Origin of the sequence: Halomarina litorea (assembly GCF_024227715.1) — an archaeon.
Lineage (GTDB): Archaea > Halobacteriota > Halobacteria > Halobacteriales > Haloarculaceae > Halomarina > Halomarina litorea.
Genome location: NZ_CP100449.1, coordinates 281,845 through 300,055, shown reverse-complemented (window position 1 = coordinate 300,055; position 18,211 = coordinate 281,845). Strand labels below are relative to the sequence as shown.

The 18,211-nt window shown below is 71.8% G+C and carries 15 protein-coding genes; 1 reads left to right on the top strand and 14 read right to left on the bottom strand.

What is annotated here, in order from left to right; translation table 11 throughout:
* From NKG96_RS18620 to NKG96_RS18610, 3 genes are read right to left on the bottom strand one after another with little or no spacing between them, the layout of a single operon-like run.
* The gene (locus tag NKG96_RS18620; protein ID WP_254538284.1) at positions 1–1,041 is read right to left on the bottom strand and encodes an NAD-dependent epimerase/dehydratase family protein; all 1,041 of its coding nucleotides are present in this window, start codon (positions 1,039–1,041) and stop codon (positions 1–3) included.
* The gene (locus NKG96_RS18615) at positions 1,038–2,093 is read right to left on the bottom strand and encodes a Gfo/Idh/MocA family protein (protein WP_254538283.1); all 1,056 of its coding nucleotides are present in this window, start codon (positions 2,091–2,093) and stop codon (positions 1,038–1,040) included. Before NKG96_RS18615 ends, NKG96_RS18620 begins: the two co-directional genes overlap by 4 nt.
* 1 nt (position 2,094) lies before the next feature.
* A complete protein-coding gene (locus tag NKG96_RS18610) occupies positions 2,095–2,931 on the bottom strand; it encodes a glycosyltransferase family 2 protein (RefSeq protein ID WP_254538282.1) in 837 nt (278 codons plus the stop codon).
* A gap of 110 nt (positions 2,932–3,041) precedes the next feature.
* Here NKG96_RS18610 and NKG96_RS18605 point away from each other — a divergent pair, with 110 nt between their 5' ends.
* On the top strand, positions 3,042–4,433 hold the full coding sequence (locus NKG96_RS18605; protein WP_254538281.1) for a sulfatase: 1,392 nt from the start codon (positions 3,042–3,044) through the stop codon (positions 4,431–4,433).
* A gap of 21 nt (positions 4,434–4,454) precedes the next feature.
* On the opposite strand, the gene NKG96_RS18600 is transcribed toward NKG96_RS18605, so the two are convergent.
* From NKG96_RS18600 to NKG96_RS18550, 11 genes are all read right to left on the bottom strand, one after another.
* Positions 4,455–6,047 (bottom strand): oligosaccharide flippase family protein, encoded by a 1,593-nt coding sequence (locus NKG96_RS18600; RefSeq protein WP_254538280.1) that lies wholly within the window; start codon positions 6,045–6,047, stop codon positions 4,455–4,457.
* Between the two features lie 76 nt (positions 6,048–6,123).
* Positions 6,124–8,379: a DUF2206 domain-containing protein gene (locus NKG96_RS18595; protein ID WP_254538279.1), complete on the bottom strand. Its 2,256-nt coding sequence runs from the start codon at positions 8,377–8,379 to the stop codon at positions 6,124–6,126.
* Complete coding sequence (locus NKG96_RS18590; protein ID WP_254538278.1) at positions 8,376–9,584, bottom strand: glycosyltransferase; 1,209 nt, start codon at positions 9,582–9,584, stop codon at positions 8,376–8,378. The genes NKG96_RS18595 and NKG96_RS18590 overlap by 4 nt, the downstream gene beginning before the upstream one ends.
* Positions 9,565–10,404, bottom strand: coding sequence for an FkbM family methyltransferase (locus NKG96_RS18585; protein ID WP_254538277.1), 840 nt, complete (start codon positions 10,402–10,404; stop codon positions 9,565–9,567). The genes NKG96_RS18590 and NKG96_RS18585 overlap by 20 nt, the downstream gene beginning before the upstream one ends.
* On the bottom strand, positions 10,401–11,423 hold the full coding sequence (locus NKG96_RS18580) for a glycosyltransferase (RefSeq protein ID WP_254538276.1): 1,023 nt from the start codon (positions 11,421–11,423) through the stop codon (positions 10,401–10,403). The genes NKG96_RS18585 and NKG96_RS18580 overlap by 4 nt, the downstream gene beginning before the upstream one ends.
* Positions 11,420–12,658: a glycosyltransferase gene (locus tag NKG96_RS18575; protein ID WP_254538275.1), complete on the bottom strand. Its 1,239-nt coding sequence runs from the start codon at positions 12,656–12,658 to the stop codon at positions 11,420–11,422. The genes NKG96_RS18580 and NKG96_RS18575 overlap by 4 nt, the downstream gene beginning before the upstream one ends.
* Positions 12,655–14,004, bottom strand: coding sequence for a sulfatase (locus NKG96_RS18570; protein ID WP_254538274.1), 1,350 nt, complete (start codon positions 14,002–14,004; stop codon positions 12,655–12,657). The genes NKG96_RS18575 and NKG96_RS18570 overlap by 4 nt, the downstream gene beginning before the upstream one ends.
* Entirely contained in the window at positions 14,001–15,308 is a 1,308-nt protein-coding gene (locus NKG96_RS18565; RefSeq protein WP_254538273.1) for a sulfatase, read from the bottom strand. Before NKG96_RS18565 ends, NKG96_RS18570 begins: the two co-directional genes overlap by 4 nt.
* Positions 15,305–16,561 (bottom strand): glycosyltransferase family 4 protein, encoded by a 1,257-nt coding sequence (locus NKG96_RS18560; protein ID WP_254538272.1) that lies wholly within the window; start codon positions 16,559–16,561, stop codon positions 15,305–15,307. The genes NKG96_RS18565 and NKG96_RS18560 overlap by 4 nt, the downstream gene beginning before the upstream one ends.
* Positions 16,562–17,671, bottom strand: coding sequence for a glycosyltransferase family 4 protein (locus NKG96_RS18555; RefSeq protein WP_254538271.1), 1,110 nt, complete (start codon positions 17,669–17,671; stop codon positions 16,562–16,564).
* A complete protein-coding gene (locus tag NKG96_RS18550; RefSeq protein WP_254538270.1) occupies positions 17,668–18,204 on the bottom strand; it encodes a metal-dependent hydrolase in 537 nt (178 codons plus the stop codon). Before NKG96_RS18550 ends, NKG96_RS18555 begins: the two co-directional genes overlap by 4 nt.
* Between the last annotated feature and the right edge of the window lie 7 nt (positions 18,205–18,211).

Here is an 18,211-nt window from a genome sequence, read left to right as displayed (position 1 = left end):
TTACGGAGCGAAGACCGTCTCGAGGTCCGGGCCGCCCTCGATGAGCGTCCGCGTCGAGCGGAGGCCGGGGAGGAAGGGACCGGGGATGGGGTCGAACGCGAACGCCGGGCGGTCCACCCGACGCGGTCGCTCGACGTCGGCGAGTTCCCGCCCGCGCTGGAAGGCGAGGTACTCGTTGAACAGGCGCTCGTTCACGCTGTCCGGGAGGAGGACCGTGGCCGACCGGAGGGTCTTCTCGCGGGACTCGATGGCTCGCCAGCCGAACCCGAGCAGTTCGCCGAGTCGCCCGCCGCCCCCACCCGCGGGGTCGAACTCGACGGTGGTGGCCTCGGGCGCGTAGTGGCCGACGACCTCGCCCCACGTCCACTGCGGTTCGTTCACGAGGCCGTAGACGCCGGGGGCTGGTCGCTCCTCGGCGCAGACCCGCACGGCGTCGGCGATGGTTGCGGTGTGGACGACGTTCGACGGGCGCTCGGGGTCGACGCCGACGCGCACCCGGTCCTCGCCCGAGAGGGCCGCCCGCAACTCGGCGGAGAACTCCTGGTTGTCGCCGTAGACGAACCCGAGTCTGAGCGCGTAGCCGTCCGTGTCCGTCTCCTCGCAGGTCTCTCGGAGCACCCGCTCCGCGTTGCGCTTCTCGCGGGTGTAGAGGCTCCAGTCGCTGAACCCCGGCGCGCCGAGGTCGTCGCCGTAGGCCGCCTGCGAACTCCAGTAGACGACGGGCGCGCCGGGCGGCGAGTGGCGCACCGCGTTGCGGACGAGCGCCTCGTTCGTCCGGCGGGCCGCCCGCGACTGGAACCCCTCGTGGGAGTACTGCCAGGCGAAGGCGGCGACGACGACGCAGTTGACGTCCGCGAGCGCCGTCCGCGCCTCGCGCGCGTCGCTCACGTCGGCGACGCGGGGGTCGAAGCCGTGCCACGCGAGGAAGTGCGTTCCCAACTGGTTGCGGACGATGGGAACCACCTCGTCGCCGGCGTCCCGCAGGAGGAAGGCGAGTTCCGTCGCCACCGTGCTGTTCCCGCCGACGATGCCGACCCTCATCGCGGCGCACCCCCGTCGGTCGCCCGCGGCGCGACGCGGTCGCGCGGCGACCCCGCCGCCTCGTGGATGGCCGTCACCAGCGCCGTCACCTCAGGGAGCGTGGTGGGCGTCTCCACCGCGTCCGGGCCTCCCTCGACGAGCGCGAGGAACTCCTGCCAGCGGAGGTACGCCGCCTGCGCGAACGTCCCCGCCCACCGCTCGCTGGGCGCGAACGAGAGGGCAGCGCCCTCGTCCCCGGCGAGCGACACCGTCCCGTCGGGGGCCTCCGGGTCCACCGAGACCGTCGCATGCTCGAACTGGAGTTCGAGGCGCGTCTCCATCGGACGGACCCGGCTCATCTCGAAGTTCACCGCCACCTCCCGCCCGCCCCGGGCGGCGACGAGGCGCGCGTCGATGTCCACGTCGAAGCCCTCTTGCCACGCGACGGACGCCGCCTCGACCGAGAGCGCCCAGTCGTGGAGGACGTAGACGAGTTGGCTCAGCCCGTGACAGCCCACCTCGACCAGCATCCCGCCGCCGCGTTCGGTGGCGGCGCGCGAACGCCCCGTCGGGCCCGCGACGCCGCCCTCGGCGTAGTGGACGCGTTCGAGGCGGCCGAACGGCGCGCGGTCGACGAGCGCCCGCAACTGGCGGGTCGACCCGAAACAGAGCCGGAGGTAGTTACAGGCGATGCGGTCGCACAGGCCCTCGAACGCCTCGTGAGTCGCCGGGTCGGGCGCGAAGGGCTTCTCCGCGAAGACGGGAATCGAGCGTCCGCCGAACGCCTCGAGGTACGGGCGGCGCACCTCCAGAGGGACGGCCAGCACGACGGCGTCGCAGGCGGGCAGGGAGACGGACCCGGCGTCCGGGTCGATGGTGACGCTCCGCGCGTCGTAACTGCGCGCGAGTCGGCCCGCCCGCGTCCCGTCCACGTCGGCGACGTACGCCACCTCCACCCCCTCGGTGTTGGCGAGGACGGGGAGGTGACACGACGAGGCGATCTTCCCGGCGCCGACGACGCCGACCGCGTGCGGTCCGTCCGAGGAACCGTCCGGGGTCGCTCCGTCCCCCATCTCACTTCCCCCGCAGGTGTCTGATGTCGCGGCGGGCGTGGACCAGCGGGAGGCGGAGCGTCACGGGGATGATGCCCCAGTTGCGGTTCTCGACGTCCCAGAGGACGTACTTCGCGCACTTGCCGCCGTGGAGGAGGAACCGCGGCAGGAGACTGGCGGCGGAGGTGGGTTCGTCCCCGCCCGTGAAGTGGTAGTTCCAGACCGTGTCGAGGACGCTCTCGGGCGTGTCCGTCCGGATGTGGTCTACGACGGCGTCGCTCGTGTAGTAGATGTCGTAGTCCGCGGCGACGAGGCGTTCGCAGAGTTCGAGGTCCTCGCTCGCGCCCACATCGGTCCGCCAGCCGCCGACGTCGCGGAGCGCGGCGGTCCGGAAGAGGCCGTTGTTCCCGGCGATGCCGTGGACGTACCCCCGGTGGTCGCCGAAGTTCAGGCCGAGGTGCCACTTGCGCCAGCGGTCGGCGCGCGTCGTGACCACCTCGACCGGCAGGCCGCCCGCGGCGGCGACGTCCTTCTCGTCGAGGACCCGGGTGAGGGTCTCAAGCCACTCCGGGTGCGGGGCGGCGTCCGCGTCGAGGAAGCCGACGAGCGACGTCTCGGTGAGCGAGAGGGCGACGTTCCGCGCGTCCGCGACGCCCGTCCCGCCGTGGTCCTCCTGCCGGACGAGGCGTGCGGTCGGGTGGTCGCGGACCACCTCCCGCGTCCCGTCGTCGCTCTCGCCGTCGACACAGAGCACCGCGTCGGGGCGCACCGTCAGGTCGTCGACGGCGTCGAACACCCGACCGATGGAGTCCACGGCGTTGTAACAGGGGATCGCTAGCGTGATGTCTGTCGTCGCCATCGTCTCTCGAATCCGTCTCCCGGGGGATTACCGTTTTGGTAGGACGACCGGACACTCCCGGAAACGTGACGGAGTGTTTATGTGCGTTAGCTGACCAGAGATGGACACGCATGGACCGTCCGAACCTCCTCCTGATAGTGCTCGATACCGTCCGTCGGGACCGACTCTCCTGTTACGGCCACGACCGGGAGACGACCCCGACGCTCGACGCGTTCGCCGACCGGGCGACGCGCTACGAGCAGGCGGTGGCGGCCGCGCCGTGGACCGCCCCCTCGCACGCCTCGATGTTCACCGGCCAGTACCCGACGCGCCACCGGGTGTTCGGGAGCCAGCCACAGCTCGACGAGGGACTGCCCGTCGTCGCCGACCGCCTCCGGGCGGCGGGCTACACGACGATGGGGTTCAGCAACTCCTTCTTCACCGGCGTCGAGCACGGCTACTCGCGGGGGTTCGACACCTACCACGACCTGCCGAGCCTCCCCCGCCCGAAGTGGGCAGGCGGGCACATGTTCGAGGCGACCCCCGAGTACGCCCGCTTCCTCGCGCGGTACTTCCTCACCGACGACGACGTGTCGTACTTCCAGACGGCGAAGGCGCGCTCGGAACTCGGGCGGGCCGACGACCCGTTCTTCTGCTTTCTCAACCTCCGGTCGGCGCACAACCCCTACACGCCGCCGCCGCGCTACCGCGAGCCGTACGAGGAACAGTTCACCCGGTGGGACGAGGTGGACGAGGAGACGGCCCACTCGGTCGCCTCGGGCGACGGCGGCGAGCGCTACATGGTCGGTGACCTCGACGTCGGCGAGGCCGACTGGGACCTCGTCGGCCACTGGTACGACGCCGAACTCCGCTACATGGACGACCTGCTCGCGGGGCTGTTCGACCAGTTGAAACGCGATGACATCTTCGAGGACACGCTCGTCGTCGTGACGAGCGACCACGGCGAACACCTCGGGGAACACGGCCTGCTCGGCCACAACTTCTCGCTGTCGGAGATTCTCGTCAACGTCCCCCTGCTCGTCAAGTGGCCCGACCAGACCGAAGAGCGCGTCTCCGACGAACTCGTCTCGCTGGCCGACCTCGCCCCGACGTTCGCCGACGTGGCCGGCACCTCGATGGGCGTCGAGACGCAGGGTCGGAGCCTCGTCTCCGACCCCGAACCCGAGGTGGTGTTCTCGGAGTACGAGGGCTGTTACCTCCCGTGGCGGAGACGGCTCGGCGAGCAGTACGCCCGCCAGTTCCCCCGCTTCGACAGTCGCTTCCAGGCGGCGCGGACGAAGACCCACAAACTCGTCGTGGACAAACACGGCGAGGAGACGCTGTACGGGGTCGGCGGCGGCGACTTCGAGGAGGTAGCGGTGGACGACGAGGCGGTGGCGAGCGACCTCAGGGGACACATCGACGCCACGCTCGGGACGTTCCCCGACGTGGACGGCGTTCCCGGCTCCGAGGAGCTGAGTTCGCACGTCCGCGGCCACCTGCAGGAACTGGGCTACCTCTAACGGCTGTTTCGACGATACCGCTCACGTCCCGCCGACCGTCCGGAGGAACCGGCGCAGAGGACCGAGGTCCCGCCCGACGGACGCCTCCACCCGGTCGAGCATGTCGAAGTCCTCCTCGCTGATGCCGAAGCGCGCGACGAGCAACGGGTAGGTGACCAACCAGCAGGCGGCCATCGCGACGAGGGGCGCGCCGGCGACGGTGACCGCGAGGTACCAGGGGACGGCGAGGACGAGCGCCAGGGCCACCGGCCGGAGTTCGCTCACCGTCAGCGGGACGACGCCGAACGACCGGTAGAGGACGGCGACGTTGATTCCGTCGAAGGCGATGGCCGCGATGGAGGAGGCGACGGCGGCCCCGACGAGCCCGTACTCGGGGATGAGGAGAGCGTTCAGGACGATGTTGAGGACCGCCCCGATGGACGTGGTGTACATGACGACGCGGTTGCGGTCGAGGCCGACCAGCGCGCCTCCGTTCAGCCCGAGGCCGACGGTGACGAGCGCGCCGACGAGGAGCACCCGGAGGACCGGCGCGCCCTCGGCGTACTTCCCCCCGAACAGCCCCGTGATGACGAGGTCGGGGAACGCGAACAGCCCGAGGAAGACCGGGAGCGTGAGGAAGAGAATCCACTTCGTGACGACCTGATAGACGCGGCGCAGTTCCCCCATCCGGCCCGCGACGTGGAGGCTGGCGAGCATCGACGGCAGGAGGAAGCTCACCCCGGAGAGCGCCACCTGCACGAGGTTTCGCAGCTGAAAGGTGACGTTGTACGTGCCGACCGCGTCAGGCACGAGGAAGTACCCCACCATCAGCGTGTCCGCGTTGACGAGGAGGAAGCTCATCCCCTGTGAGACGACCAGCGGGAGCGAGAACAGCAGGAGGGTCCGCTCCATCGGGACGGGGGCGGCGTCCCACGACGGGAGCGTCCGCCGGGCGAGGACGACGGCGACGACGCCGCCGGCGGCGATGGCCGCGGTGTGCCCGATGGTGGTCCCGACCGCCCCGAGGCCCGCGGCGATGAGCACGCCGATGAGCACGAACCGGAGCGAGGGCCGGACCAGTTCGTTGACGTAGGTGTGGGGCTTCGCGCTGTGGGCGCCCCTCGCCAGCGCGATGGCGACTGCACTCACCGCGCCGAAGGGGACGCCGACGGCGGCGATTCGCAACAGCGAGCCGAGTTCGGGGTTGGCGAACACCGCCACCGAGATCCACGGCGCGGCGAGGAACACCGCCGCCCCCGTCAGGACGCCGAAGACGGCGACGAGGCGGTAGGCGGCGCGCACGACCCCCCGCGAGCGGGCAGGGTCGCCCTCGTTCGCCGGAAGCTTCCGGACGACACCCTCGCCGACGCCGGCGGTGGCGAGCATCCCCGCGATGCCCGCGACGGAGAGTGCGAGGACGACGCTCCCGTACCCGGCCGCCGGGAGCAGACGCGCCATCAGCAACTGTGTGAGGAACCCGAGGCCGATGCCGACGACCTTCCCGCCGAAGGCGAGCGCGCCGCCCGAGAAGACGGTGCTCAGCGCGTCCGAGAGCGTCCTGGCGTCGTCATCGTCGGCCTCGACGGTCGCCTCGGCACCGTCGTCCGTCGTCACCGACTGCCTCGAATCGCTCATCTGTCAGTGGGTCCACTGGCCGCCGCGCCGACGTGTAGCCACCCCCCGAAGCGCGTGTCCGTCACCGGCGGGCGCGTCACCCCGACGGCCCCGTCGCGTTCCCGCGCGTCCGGTAGACCGTCGCCTTCCCGGAGGCGTAGATGCGGTCGGCGCTCTCCGCCATCTCGCCGACCTCCCCCAGGGGGTGCCAGCCGTCGCTCGCCAGACCCTGCGTGTCGACGTTGTGCGGCAGGAACAGCAGGTACGCCGGTCCGTCGGTTCCGTTCCGGGCGTGCCACAGCGAGCCGTAGAACCCGTTCGACGGGACGTATCCGAGCCGTTCGGAGAGCGGACCACGGTAGAAGTCCACCTGCGCCCACGCGAGGTAGTCGCCGTAGGCCTTCACGTCGTGGTCCGCGTTCGACATCAGCCAGACGTGCGCCTCGACGTTGCACTCGATGCACTCGGTCGCGCGCAGGCGGAGTTCGGGGTCCTCGCTGTCGAGGAGACGCTCCGTGCTGGCCTTGTTGCTCGGGCCGTAGTCCTTCGTGACGACTTCGGCGGCCACCCCCGCGTTGAGCAGGAGGAACACGCAGAGGACGGCGGCGAGGCTGGTCGACCCGAGCGTCCTGAGGCCCCGCCGGAGGTGGCGACGCTCGAGGCCGACGCGGCGCAGTCCACGGGCGACGACGTCGGCGACGGCGTGGACGCCGAAGACGGCGAACGGGACGGTGAAGACGAACGTGATCATCATCACGCGGGCGATGTTGAACCCGTCGCCGCCGGGGAGCGCAGACGCCGCGATCATCGACAGGAACCCCGCGCCGAGGGCGAGGAACTCGTCGTCGACCGGGCGCGCCCGGTAGGCGAGGCGGTTCACCACGAGCACGAGGAGGCCGAGGCCCATCAGCGCTCCGAGGCCGAGGTAGATGTTCTTCGCGAGCGTGATCGAGAGCGTCCCGTAGTCCTGCTGGACGGCGCCGGCGGCGCTCCCGCTCAGCTCCGCGCCGTAGAGGACGGACTGGACCTGCGCGTCGACGTGCGAGACGAGCGAGACGAACTTCTTGCCCTCGGCGGTGTAGACGTACCACGAGAGGACGGCGACGATGAAGAACCCGATGAACGACGCCGAGAGGAGACTCGTGGCGGTGTCCCGCCCGCCGTCGGTCCGCCGGTCGGGGCGGCCGCGGAGCGTGACCGGGGGCATCCTCCCGTCCCCGCGGAGGCGGTCGAAGACGACCAGCGCGAGGCGGGCGCAGGCGGCCCCGATGAACGCGAACATGGCGACGTACGACGTGCCGTAGTGCGACACCGTCAGGCCCACGGCGAACAGGAGCGCGAGCACGGACGCCGAGACGGACGGGATATCGCGGTCCGTCGCCGCGAGCGCGACGAGCGCGAGGAAGAACACCGGGGTCCCCATCCGTCCCGCCCCGGTGTACAGCGTGTAGAACGGGAAGGCGAACATGAAGACGCAGGCGGCGACGAACGCGTCTCGCGAGTCGAGGTACCGACGCGTCGTGGTGAAGAGGATGACCGGGAGGAACGACATGAGGAACGGGTTGACGACCAGCCACTGGATGCCCGTCGTGATGTCCGCGAGAACGACGAAGACGGCGAACAGCGACCCGTTGGCGAGCAGCGATATCTCCGGCGTCCAGACCCCCTCGGCGACCGTCGTCATCGTCGACTGGTGGCCGCCGACGAACGGCCCGAAGATGGCCCCGCCGTGGTAGATGAGCGCGAGCGCCGCCGCCCACATCGCGAGGGCGTGCCAGCGCTCGTCCAGTCCACCGAGGACGACGAGGACCGGGAACAGGGAGACGGCGACCAGCACCCCCAGCAGGAGCCAGTTGTTCCCCGCGAACTCCAGCAGGGCCGTCCCGTAGACGCTGGCGAGGGGGAGCAACGCCACCGTGAACGGAACCGGTGAGAACCAGTCGCGGGGGACCGAAACCGCCGTCCGCTCGTCGCGGAGCAAGGGCAGACCGAGGCCGGTGACGACGACGGCGAAGGTGAGCGCCAGTGGGACGGGCGTGAGCGGCCGCGGGATGCCCACGAGCGGGTAGAGGAGGCTCACGAGCGCCCCGACGATCAGGGCGACGACGAGGCTCGTCCCGACGGCGTAGAGCACCGTGGTTCCGGCGCGGCGCCCGTCGGCGCCGAGGTGGAACACCACGAGCGTCCCGGGGACGAACGTCAGGTAGACCACGGCGAGCAGGGGTCTGAACAGCGGCACCGAGACGCCGAGGGCACCGAGGCCGACGACCAGCAGGACGAGCGCCTGCAGGGCGAACGCCACGGCGACGAAGTCGCGCCGGCGGAGCCGTATCTGGAACTGAGGATTAGTCACGTCGAATCACGCTCTGTCAGGAGGTCCGCGTCAGTTGACATTAACCTGTCGGGCGCGTCGAGCGCCGCGTACGTCTCCGCGAACGCTGTCACCCGCCGGGACCACGTCCAGTCCGCGGCCGCCTGCCGCGCGTTCGCGGCCATCTCCCGGCGGCGCTCGGCGTCCCCGAGAAGGTCGGCCACCGCCCCGGCGAAGTCCCCGTCTCCGTCCCCGTCGACGAGGACCGCCGCCCCCGCCTCGGCGAGTTCCCGCGCCGGGGCAGGTCCCGCCGTGGCCACGACGGGCGTCCCGAGCGCGGCGTAGTAGTAGAGTTTCACCGGCGAGGAGGCGCGCTGGAGCAGCGAGGGGTGCTGTGGGTTGACGACGACCTCCGAGCGGGCGACGAGGTCGAACGCCTCCTCGTCCGGGAGTCGCCCCGTGACCCGCAGTGCGTCGAGGTCGGCCCGGGCCGCGAGTCGCTCCAGTCGCTCGCGGTGGTTGCCGTCGCCGATGACGCAGAGTTCGCTGACCGACGGGAGACGGGCGACGGCGACGAGGGCGTCCACGTCCACCTTCGGGTGGAGCGTCCCGAGGAAGGAGACGCGACCGGGGACTCGCTCGCGGCCCGGCATCGACGCCACCGCGTCCGGCCGGTAGCCGTTCGGGACGACCGAGAGCGACCCGGGGTCGACCCCCCAGTCCTCGACCACCTCGCGCATCGAGTCGGAGACGACGACGACGTGCCCCGCGCGGGTGACGGCGACCCGTTCGAGCAGGCGCACGAGCGGTCGCGCCACGGGCGCGACGAGGCCGCCGACGTGGTCGTACCGTGAGTACGCCAGATCGTGCATGTCGAGGACGTAGTCCGAACAGCCGACCAGCGCGCCGATTCCGGCGAGAATCGAGTGTTCGAACTGGAGTCGGGCACCCCGTTCGGTCGCGAGGGCGTCCGCCGTCCGCGCTAGCGCCGCCGTCGTCGCGAGCGTGTTCCCCCGGTCGCCCGACTCGCGGACGGTGACACCGTCGAGGCCGTCCGGGAGCGACCCGTCGACCTCCGGGACGACGAGCGTCACGGACGCCCCCCGGTCGCTGAGGCCGCCCGCGAGTGCGGTGACGCGGTCGGTCCCCCCGCTCGGGTCGGTGACGTCCCCCGCGTGGGCGATACAGACGTGTTCGTCGCGCGGCGGGCGCGCCGCCGAATCGGGACTATCGCGTGGCTCTGACATACTGGTTGGTGGTGTCGTGGTGAATCGTTTCGACCGTGAACCCGTGGTCGGCGAGCGTGTGGACGACGGTGTCGTCCCCGTAGTGGAGTTCGCAGTACACCAGCCGACAGGTCGGCCGGTCGAGCGTCCGTTCGAGGCCCGCGAGGACGGCCTCCTCCGCACCCTCCACGTCCACCTTCAGGACGGTCGGTGCGGGGACCCCGCCGTCCGAGACGAGGTCGTCGCCGCGTTCGGTTCGAACTGTCAGGCGGCGAGTTCCCCCTCGCCCGACATCGAGTCTCCCGCCCTGCGCCCCGACGTGGGCGTCGTAGGCGAACGGCGCCTCCCCCCTGGCGTCGCTCAGCGCACACTCGACGACGTGCCCGTCGAAGTCGTTGCGTGCGAGGTTCTCCCCGACCCGGTCGGCGTTCAGTGGGTGGGGTTCGACGGCGACGACGCCCCCTTCGCCCTCGACGAGGCGGTCGGCCGCGAGACAGGTGTAGAGACCGACGTTCGCGCCCACGTCCCAGACGACGTCGTCCGGGCGCAAGCGCGGGAGCAGGTCCGCGAGCACCTGGTGTTCTCGGGCGGCGGTCTGGAGACAGGCCTGTAGTTCGGCGGGCGACCCGACGTGGAACCGGGCAGACGCGCCGCCGACCCGGACAGTCCGGGTAGAGCCGGCGGTAGCGGAGAGCGCCCGCCAGTAGGCCACACCGAGGTGGTCCTCGACGCCGAGCGACTGGGCGACCGTCCGTGCGGCCCCACCCATGTACAGGTCGCGCCGTCCCCAGTCGGCCAGGGTGACGAGGAACGAGCGGACCCTCGAGACGCCGTCCGTCACGGCGCGACCACCTCCGGTCGGTCGAGTACCCGCCGATACACCTCGGCGACGGTCCGGGCCGTCCGCTCCCACGTGAACGTCCGGCCGCGCTTGGCGGCCGCCTGCTCCAGTCGCTCGCGGGCCGCGTCGTCGTCGAGGAGGCGGCGTATCTCGCGGACGTGTCGGTCCACGTCCGTCGGGGGGCAGTTGACCGCGGCGTCGCCCGTCACCTCGGGGACGGCGTACACGTCGGAGGTGACGACGGCCGTCCCGCAGGCCATCGCCTCCAGGACCGGGACGCCGAACCCCTCGTGGAGTGTCGGGAAGTAGAACACGCTCGCGCGGTTGTACAGGTCGACGAGGTCGTCCTCCGAGACGTACCCCCGGAGGTCGACGTTCGGGTGCGTCGCGAGGTCCGGGTGGTTCTCGCGCCAGCCGCTGCCGACGACGACCATCGGCACGTCGAGGCGGTCGAGGACTTCGAGGACCGCCCCCGGGTTCTTGCGCGGCGAGTAGGTGCTCACGTGGAGGACGAACGGGTCGGGGTCCGTCGGCACCCGGTCGCGGTAGCGGTCGTTGACGCCGTGGTGGGTGACGTGCACCCTCGACGGGTCGATGCCGCCGCGGACGAGGTTGTCGCGGACGCTCCCGGAGATGGCACAGACCGCGTCCACCTGCGTCGCGAAGAGGCGCTCTGTGGTCCGAACGAAGGCGCTCGCCGCCCCGCCGACGTTGACGCTCGCGCCGTAGGCGAAGCGCCGCGCGTCCGAGAAGTGGATGCAGCCGTGTTCGGTGACGACGAGGGGCTTCTCCGGGTAGCGGACGACGCTCTCGTAGAGCTTCCGGGCGTGGTCGCGCCGTCGCTCCTTCCCGTGGACGACGCCCGCCCAGAGATTGAGGTCGTTGAGGTGGACAACATCGGCGTCGGCAATCGAGTCGGTCAACTCGACGCCGGGGACCGTCTCCATCGCCGCCGCCAGTTGCTCCATGCAGTACCCCGCGCCGCCCCGGTTGTTCTGGTCGATGTGTGCCGTTATCATGGCCGTGTGGTGTCCGGACTGGCCGACGCCGGTCCGACGAGTCGTTCGTACTGCTGTTCCAGTCGCTCGACGACCCGCGACCAGCGGTACTCGCGGTCGACGAGGTCGCGGGCAGATTCGCCGTAGGTCCGCCGGGTCTCCGGGTCCGCGAGGAGGTCGCGGACCGCGACGGCGAACTGCTCCGGGCGCTCCGCGAGGCGCAGGTGGACCTCGTCCTCGACGCCGACGCCCTGTGCGCCGACGGGCGTCGAGACGACGGCCTTCCCCCGCGCCATCGCGTGCAGGAGTTTGATGCGTACCCCGGTCCCGATGCGGACGGGCACGACCACCACCGTCGCCCGGTCGACGTAGGCGTCGATGTCCTCGACGAACCCCGTCACCCGGACGCCCTCGTGGTCGGTGAGGGCACGGACCCGGTCGGTCGGGTTCGCGCCCACCACCTCGAAGACGGCGTCGCCGTCCGCGCGCCTGACCGCCGGGAACACCTCCTCGGCGAACCAGACGGCCGCGTCCTCGTTGGGGTGGTAATCCATGCTCCCGAAGAACGTCACCGTCGGGCGGCCCGCGGGGGGCGCGGCGGCGTCGCCCGGTGGCTGCGGGTCGAAGCCAGTCTGCAGGACGTCGACCGTCCCGTCGTCGACGGGGCGACCCCGCCGGAGTCTCGTCGCGTCCTCGTCGGTGATGGCGAGCGTGCGGTCGCTCGCGGCGACGACCCGGGGTTCGTACCGGCGGGCCTTTCGGTACTGCAGGGTAGCGTAGGCCGCCTTCGCCGGGTTGTCGGTGTAGCCCGCGAACTGCCGGTACAGTTCGGACTTGACGTTCGTGAAGCGGACGACGACGGGCACCGTCGTCGAGAGGTCGCTCGCGAGCGCGGACACCTGGAACGTGTGGAGGTGGACGACGTCCACCGGTTCCTCGCGCAGGACGCCCTCGACGGCCCGCCGGTAGCGGTCGGTCCGCGACTTCATCACGGCGTGCGGGTAGGGCGAGACGAGGTTGCGCGCGAGCGTCCACGGCGTCGTGTCCGGCAGCCCCGGGACGGGGACGACGCGACACCCGGCGGCCTCGGCCATCTCGCGTGCCCGCTTCCGGTCGTCGCAGTAGGCGACGACGGTCACGTCGTGGCCGGCCCCCGCCAGTCGCTCGACGGTCCGGAACGTCTCGACGGTGCCACCCGACACCGGCGGGTAGGGCAGGCGCGCGGTGCAGAAACAGACCGTCAGGGGTCGGGTCACAGTCGCCCCCCGTCGGCGGCCGCGGTCGCCGCGCGCGCGATGGCGGCCTTCTCGGCCTCGGTGCGCCGGAAGCGCTCGAACCCGTCGACGCACGCGGCGAGGCGGCGACCGACGTCCGCCTCGCCCCCGTCAGCCGCGTGGCGGGCCACGTCGAGACGTCGCTCCCCGTCGGCGAGCGTGTAGCACGCCTCCGCGCCGTCGCCCTCGCGGACGTACTTCACGTCGCGGGCGCGGACCATGGTCCGGTCGCCCTGTCGCGTGTCGCTGACCGCGAGGGGGCCGACCGGCCCCGACGGGTCCCGCATCGACTCGACCAACGCGTCCGTCCCCTCGCTGGCCGCGAGCGCCGCGAGCAGGTCGGGCAGGCGGCGGAGCGAGACGGGGTCGTCGACCCGGCGGCCCGACCCGTCGGCGACGACTAGCGGGACGCGGACGTTCTCCTCGTAGAGGTACGGCTCGTGGCCATAGGTGCCGTGCTCGCCGAAGGCCTCGCCGTGGTCGGCGTGGACCACGACGGTCGGGTCCGCCCGCCCCTCGCGGCCGGTCAACTCCGCGAGGAGGTGCGCGAGGAAGGCGTCGGCGTAGCGGACGGAGTCGTCGTACGCCCGGACGAGTCGGTCGTGGACGCCCGGGGAGAAGGGCGTCTCGTGGCTCTCGCGCCAGAAGCGGTAGTTGGCGTGGAACGTCGCCAGGCGCGACTGGGTGCGGTGGTCCGCCCCCGCCATGTACGGGTTGTGGGCGTCCATGAGGAACACCCAGAGGAAGTACGGCCCCTCGGCGTCCCTCGCCCACGCGACGGCCTCGTCGGCGTACGTCTCCCAGGGTTTGAACACCTCCTCGCGCCGCCAGACGTTCCGGAGGATGCGCGCCATCGAGGAGGCCGAACTCCCCGCCAGGAACCCCTCGAACAGGCGGTCGTAGAGGGCGCTCCCGTCGGCGTCCATGAAGTCGCGGAAGTGGTCGAAGCCGGCGTCGAAGCCGAACTGCCGCGAGGTGAACGGGTTGGGCGTGAACGCCGCCGTCTCGTAGCCCGCCCGCGACAGTCGCTCCGCGAGGGTGTCGCGCGCGCCCATGTGCGACCGGATGCGCTCGCGGCGGGCCGTCAGGTCCGGGACGCCAGAGGGACGCAGCACCTCGGGCTTCGTCGGGTAGTGGCCCGTGAACACCGTCGGCATCGACTCGGGGGTGCTCGGGCCAGGCGCGACGGCGTTCTCGAAGACCAGCCCCGTCCCGGCGAGGTCGTCCAGGTTCGGCGTCGTGTTCCGGTGGTAGCCGTTGAACCCGCAGTGGTCGGCCCGCAGGCTGTCGACGGAGACGAGGACGATGTCGGGCCGGTCGTCCGTCACGGGCGACCCTCCGTCACGCTCTCGTCGGTCGTCTCGCGGACGGCCCGCAGGTCGCGTTCCGTCTCGACGTGCCGGGCGAGGGCCGCCTCGAACGCGCGAGTCAGGTCGGGACTGGTGTCGGCGCGATTCTCGGGCGGGTCGGCGCCGCCGCGGTCGACCAGCACCCGCCGACCGGGTTCGTCGTGGAAGGCCGCCCCCTCGGTCCGGAGGGCGACGCGTCGCTCGCCCCCCGCGAACACTTTCGAGGTGACCCACGGGCGCGCGGGCGGGTCGAAGAGACTCGTCGCCGACGAGGGGTGGCTCACCCCCGCGATGTCGGCGATGGTCGGCGCGATGGAGCGCAACCCGACCGGGCGGGTGACGCGTCCCCGGTGGCCCGCGTTCGCCACGACGAGGGGGACGTGGACCAGTTCCTCCGAGAGGTGTGGCTGGTGGCCGTAGCGCCCGTGTTCGCCGAACTCCTCGCCGTGGTCGGCGTGGACGACGAACACGGGGTCGTCGCCGCGTGCGGCGAGGTCCTCGCGCAGGCGGGCGAGGAAGCGGTCGCCGTAGCGGATGGAGTCGTCGTACAGGTCGACGAGTCGCTGGCGCTCGCGAGGGGAGAAGTCGGGTTCCCACCCGCTCGACAGCATCTCCCAGTAGTGGCCGAACGAGCGCAGGGCGTCGGTCCGCGAACTCCAGCGGCGGGCGTCGCGCGGCGGCAGCCACGGGTGGTGCGGGTCGAGCAGGAGCACCCAGAGGAAGTACGGTTCGCTGACGCCGTCGCGCCACGCGAGGATTCGGTCGTAGTAGTCCTCCCACGGCGTCAGCACCTCCTCGCGCCGGACGACGTTCCGGGCGAGTCGGAGGTACGTCGAGAGCCCCCCGCCCCGGATGGAGCGCCGGAACACGCGGTTCCAGAGGCGTTCGCCGACGCCGCGGTCCTCGTGGAGGAAGTCCTCGAACCAGTCGAACCCCTCGTCGAAGCCGAAGTAACTCGAGGCGGGCGGGTTCGGCGAGAGCGCGCCCGTGCTGTAGCCCGCCTCGGAGAGCACCTCCGCGATGGTCTTCCGCCGGGTCACCTGTTCGCGCTGTTCGGCGTCGAAGCCCACCTCGGGGCTGGCCAGCGAGTGCTCGCCGGTCATCACACTCGTCATGGAGGCGATGGTCGGCACGCCCGAGGCGAGGGCGTTCTCGAAGACCAGTCCCTCCTCGACGAGGGCGTCCATGGTTGGCGTCGTATCCCGGTGGTAGCCCATGAACCCGCAGTGGTCGGCCCGCAGGCTGTCGTAGGTGACGAGGACGACGTTCCGGCGGTCGCTCACGAGCCGCACACCCCCTCGTAGACGCCGAGGAACCGGTCGGCGACGGCGGGCCAGTCGTAGTCCTGTGCGCGGACGCTCGCCCGCTCGCCCATCCGCGCGCGCCGGTCGGGGCGCGAGAGCAGGGCGTCGAGCCGGTCGGTCAGCCCCGCGACGTCGCCGGGGTCGACGAGCGAACCGCACTCGTCGTCACCGACCAGTCGGGGGATGCCGCCGACGCGCGTCCCGACCACGGGCGTCCCGGCGGCCATCGCCTCCGCGACGGTCATGCCGAAACCCTCCTCCAGCGACGGCGCGACGACGAGGTCCGAGAGCGTGTACAGCGCCGGCAGGTCTGCCGCCGGCACGAATCCGAGCAACCTCACGTGTGTCTCCAAATTGGCAGATGATATCAACCTTCGCACGCGCTCGACGTACGACGAGTCGAGCGTCGCCTCCCCCGCGACCAGCAGTCGGACCTCGTGTCCGCGCTCCGCGAGGCGGGCGACGACCTCGACGGCCTCGGCGACGCCCTTTCGCGGCATCACCGTCCCGACGAGGAGGAGAGTGGGGACCTCGCCGAAGCCGTACTCGCGGGCGACCCGCCGCCGGGTCTCGGGGGCGACGTCCGCGAAGCGGTCCACGTCGACCCCGTTCGGGACCACCGTGAGGGCCGCGGGGTCGACGCCGCGCTCCGCGAACACCCTCTCGATAGACGGGTTGAGAACCGTCGTGTGCGCCGCGCGCGAGGCGAGGTGGACGTCCGGCGAGAACGCGCCGAGGAATCCGGGGACGTGGGGGCCGGTCTCGTCGGAGCCCTCGCTCCCCTCCTGGAGGGCGTCCAGTCGCAGCTCGCCGAGGTGGGCGGTGTACACCGTCCGGTCGCGCAGGCCGGGCGCGAGCGTCGCCAGCACGTTCGCCGCGAACGGGAGGTGGACGTGCAGGACGTCGAACTCCAGCGCGCGCAGGCGGCGGTGGGCGACCCGCGCGAAGTTCGTCCGGTCCGCGACGAGTTCGAGGAGGCCGCGCGCGGACGTGACCTGCTGGTAGGGCACGTCGGTCCAGGGTTCGTCGGCCCCGGTCCGCAGGTCGAGGCGGTCGAAGCGGACGCCCTCGTGACGGGCCGTCGCCGGGAGGCCGGCCCACCGTCGTTCGAGGACGGCCACGTCGTGGCCCGCCGCGGCCGTCTCGCGAGCGACGTTCCAGACGACGCCGGGGACCGACCCGCGGCCCTCGTACACCTGCTCGTGGCCGTCGTAGAGGTGGACGACGCGCACTCAGGCCACCTCCGCGTACAGCGCCTCCGCGCGGTCGGCGAGGCGGTCCCACTCGTAGGGGCGGGCGACGGCGCGGCAGTCGCGCGGGGAGCAGACGGCCGCACGTTCGATAGCCCGCGCGAACGCGTCCGGCGAGGGGCGACAGACCGCCCCGCTCACCCCGTCGGCGACGAGTTCCTCGGCGGCGTTCTGCGGGTGGGAGACGGTCGCGACCGGCGTCCCGCAGGCCAGCGCCTCGAGGACGACCATGCCGAACCCCTCCCTGACGGACGGGGCGGCGACCACCTCGGCGGCCTTCATCAGGCCGAGGACGTCCTCGTAGCGCTCCAGCGGCGGGCGGACGGTGACGTTCCCGCCGAGGTCGAGACGGTCGACGAGCGCTTCGAGCGCCGGGGCCTCCGGCCCCTCGCCCAGAATCGTACACCGCACGTCGGGTCGGCGCTCGCACATCCGGTCGACGGCCCGCACGAGGAGCGAGGCGTTCTTCTCGGGGATGAGGCGGCCGACGAACAGCACGTCCACGGAGTCGGACGACGGCGGCGCGGCCGCGACTTCCTCGCGCGAGACGCCGTTCGGGAGGAGCGTCACGTCGCCGACGCCGAGACCCATGACGTCCCGGCGCGTGCGGTCGGAGACGGCGAGGTGGGCGTCCGGCAGGCGGGCCGTCGCCCGTTCGACGAGTCGGCCGAGCGCCCCCCGGCGGCCGAGGTACTCGTACCAGTAGTCCGCCCACACCTCGTGCCACGTCAGGAGGAGCGTCGTCCCCGTCAGCGCCGCGTTGGCCTTCCCGGCGAAGGCGGGGAAGTAGGGGAACTCCTGGCAGTCCACCACGTCGAAGGACTCGCGACAGAGCGGGCGGAGCAGGCGCGCCGCGAACGTGAGCGCCTCGGGGATGGACCGCCGCCCGCCCGCGTAGAGCGGGGGCGGAGTCGCGACGCCGTGGAGCGTCACCCCCTCGCGCTCGATTACGTCCGGACCGTCCCAGTACTTCAGGCCGTACCAGTGGACGTCGTGGTCCGGCGCGAGTCGGCGCGCGAGTTCCCAGACGCGCTTCTGGACGCCACCCGTCTCCCACGGGTAGACCGCGTCGTAGACGTAGGCGATTCTCACGACGTCCCACCCCCGCGCGCGCCGAGTCGGTCGCCGAGGTAGACCGTGAGAAAGAGGAGCGCGCTGGAGACGCCCGCCCCGCCGAGGAAGCCGTAGGTGTTGAACCCGGGCCGAGGGGTCGCTTCGCGGAGCGTCACCAGCGGACCCTCGAAGGAGACGCCGAGGGGCCCCTCCCCGAAGACGGTCCTGACGGGGTACTCGAGGCCGAGGCCGCCCTCGACGAAGGGGAAGAGGAGGGGGACGGGGCCGCCGTCGACCACGTCGAGGACGAGGTGGCTGAACACGAGGGCGACGACGACGGGACCCACGACGAGGTCACGGCGGAGGGCGTACTCGACGCCGAGGACCGCCAGTCCGACGGGGACGAGCGTGACCAGCGAGTGGAGCAGGCCGGGGACCCCGAGGAACTTATCGAAGTCGGGGAGGAGGCCGAACCCGGCGAGGCCGAGCAGCCACGGGGCGTCGGCGAACAGGTCGGTCCTGAGGACGTAGACCGCCGTCATCGGGAGGAACAGGTGGGTGAGCGCGTCCATGAGCTGA

Coding starts and splice junctions, on each gene's coding strand:
- NKG96_RS18550 (WP_254538270.1), bottom strand. CDS start 18,204: ATGGACGCGCTCACCCACCTGTTCCTCCCGATGACGGCGGTCTACGTC.
- NKG96_RS18590 (WP_254538278.1), bottom strand. CDS start 9,584: ATGTCAGAGCCACGCGATAGTCCCGATTCGGCGGCGCGCCCGCCGCGC.
- NKG96_RS18610 (WP_254538282.1), bottom strand. CDS start 2,931: ATGGCGACGACAGACATCACGCTAGCGATCCCCTGTTACAACGCCGTG.
- NKG96_RS18615 (WP_254538283.1), bottom strand. CDS start 2,093: ATGGGGGACGGAGCGACCCCGGACGGTTCCTCGGACGGACCGCACGCG.
- NKG96_RS18600 (WP_254538280.1), bottom strand. CDS start 6,047: ATGAGCGATTCGAGGCAGTCGGTGACGACGGACGACGGTGCCGAGGCG.
- NKG96_RS18605 (WP_254538281.1), top strand. CDS start 3,042: ATGGACCGTCCGAACCTCCTCCTGATAGTGCTCGATACCGTCCGTCGG.
- NKG96_RS18580 (WP_254538276.1), bottom strand. CDS start 11,423: ATGATAACGGCACACATCGACCAGAACAACCGGGGCGGCGCGGGGTAC.
- NKG96_RS18620 (WP_254538284.1), bottom strand. CDS start 1,041: ATGAGGGTCGGCATCGTCGGCGGGAACAGCACGGTGGCGACGGAACTC.